At 68.6% G+C, this 1,474-nt stretch carries 2 protein-coding genes; both read left to right on the top strand.

What is annotated here, in order from left to right; genetic code table 11:
- Positions 1 to 421 precede the first annotated feature (421 nt).
- Positions 422 to 991, top strand: a complete 570-nt coding sequence (locus E1218_RS35730) for a helix-turn-helix domain-containing protein (protein WP_132327449.1) — start codon at positions 422 to 424, stop codon at positions 989 to 991.
- Between the two features lie 82 nt (positions 992 to 1,073).
- Entirely contained in the window at positions 1,074 to 1,460 is a 387-nt protein-coding gene (locus E1218_RS35725) for a hypothetical protein (RefSeq protein WP_132327448.1), read from the top strand.
- Positions 1,461 to 1,474: the final 14 nt, after the last annotated feature.

Below are 1,474 nucleotides of genomic sequence, written 5' to 3'. Positions count from 1 at the left end.
GACGTGACGCCAGTCATCCGGGAGGGTGTCCTTGTCCTCGTGACAGGTGCGTCCGCGGGCTGCGGGATCGAAGCGTCGTCGGTTCGATGCGTTCCGCGGTACGCACCCAGCGGTGATCGGGGTGATCAGGGGCCGTCGTTGGCCCGGCAGGGTGGCTGTCAGAACATCGAAGGACAACAGATGGCGCTGCGCATCCGCCCGAGGTCGACGTGAATCCGACCTACGAGATGAGTGGAGCGGGCAGCGAGCATGCTGATAAGCGTCAGCGCCCGCGCCGGACAAATCAACTCCCAATCCTGCATTCTGAGACCTCATCTCACCATGCGACTATGTCTAGTGCACCGATAGAGATTGGTCGGGGCGCCGGAGGCGGTCACAAGAATTCTTGTGCAAGAGTTCTTGTGAGTCCTACGGTGTGGGCATGACCCCCGCAAACCGTCGTCGGGCCGAGCCCTCGGTGCTCGCCGCGATCCACCATCCGCTCCGCCGCCGGCTGCTCGACCTCCTGCACGTCGGTGGCCCCGCGACCGCTTCCCGATTGGCCGGGGCGACCGGGGAACTGGTCGGCAACATCAGCCACCACCTCAAGGTTCTGAGCGCGGCCAGGGTGATCGCCGAGGCTCCGGAGCTCGCCCGGAACCGGCGCGAGCGGTGGTGGAAGGTCGCCGACACGTCCGAGTACTCGTGGTCGATCGCGGACGCCGAGGGTGATCCCGCGGCCGAGCTGGTCGCGGCCACCGCCGAGGACGCGAACCTGGCCCATCACGCCGGCAAGGTGCGGGAGTGGTTCAACCTCCGGTACCAGTACGAGGAGCCCTGGGTGCGGGCGGCGTACGCGACCGAGAGATGGCTCACATTGACGCCGGACCGACTCGATGAGCTGAGTGAACGGATCGAGGACCTGGTCCGCGAGTACGCCGACGCGCCGTCCGGGGGCGACGACGCCCACAAGGTCTTCTTCTTCGCGCACGCGGTGCCGGCCCGGCCATGACCATCGAGGTCTTTCCGCCGCTCCGGAGGGACCGTCGGGTGCACGGCTGGGTCCTGTCGACGGCCGTCTCGTAGCCGGCGACATGGCCTGGTACGTCGGCCTGGCCTGGAGTGCCGCTCAGGTCTCCACCCCGGCCGGCGCCGGTCTGGTGATGGGCATCGGCGCGCTGCCGAAGGCACTCGTCCTGCTGTACGGCGGTGCGCTCGCGGACCGCTTCGACGGCCGGCGCTGCTGCCACGGCTATGACCAGCACGAGCCGAATATTGTCACCGGCGACCCGTGCTGGGGTTTCAACGTGGCCGGCCATCCCGCGATCAGTGTGCCGGTGGGACTGGTGGACGCCTGCCGGTCAGGGCTCAGGTCGTCGCCCCTCATGGGGCGGACGACCTGGTTGTGGCGGCGGCGCGCCACCCGCGTGCGAGCTGCCACCGCCGCCGATCCACGCGTGATGCTGGCCGGCGTGGGGTGATACTGCTGGGGGAC

It is taken from the genome of Kribbella turkmenica, from assembly GCF_004348725.1.
GTDB classification, from domain to species: domain Bacteria; phylum Actinomycetota; class Actinomycetes; order Propionibacteriales; family Kribbellaceae; genus Kribbella; species Kribbella turkmenica.
The sequence above is the reverse complement of the archived record's forward strand: the minus strand, read 5'-3'. Positions and strand labels throughout refer to the sequence as shown.

Coding starts and splice junctions, on each gene's coding strand:
- E1218_RS35730 (WP_132327449.1), top strand. CDS start 422: ATGACCCCCGCAAACCGTCGTCGGGCCGAGCCCTCGGTGCTCGCCGCG.
- E1218_RS35725 (WP_132327448.1), top strand. CDS start 1,074: ATGGCCTGGTACGTCGGCCTGGCCTGGAGTGCCGCTCAGGTCTCCACC.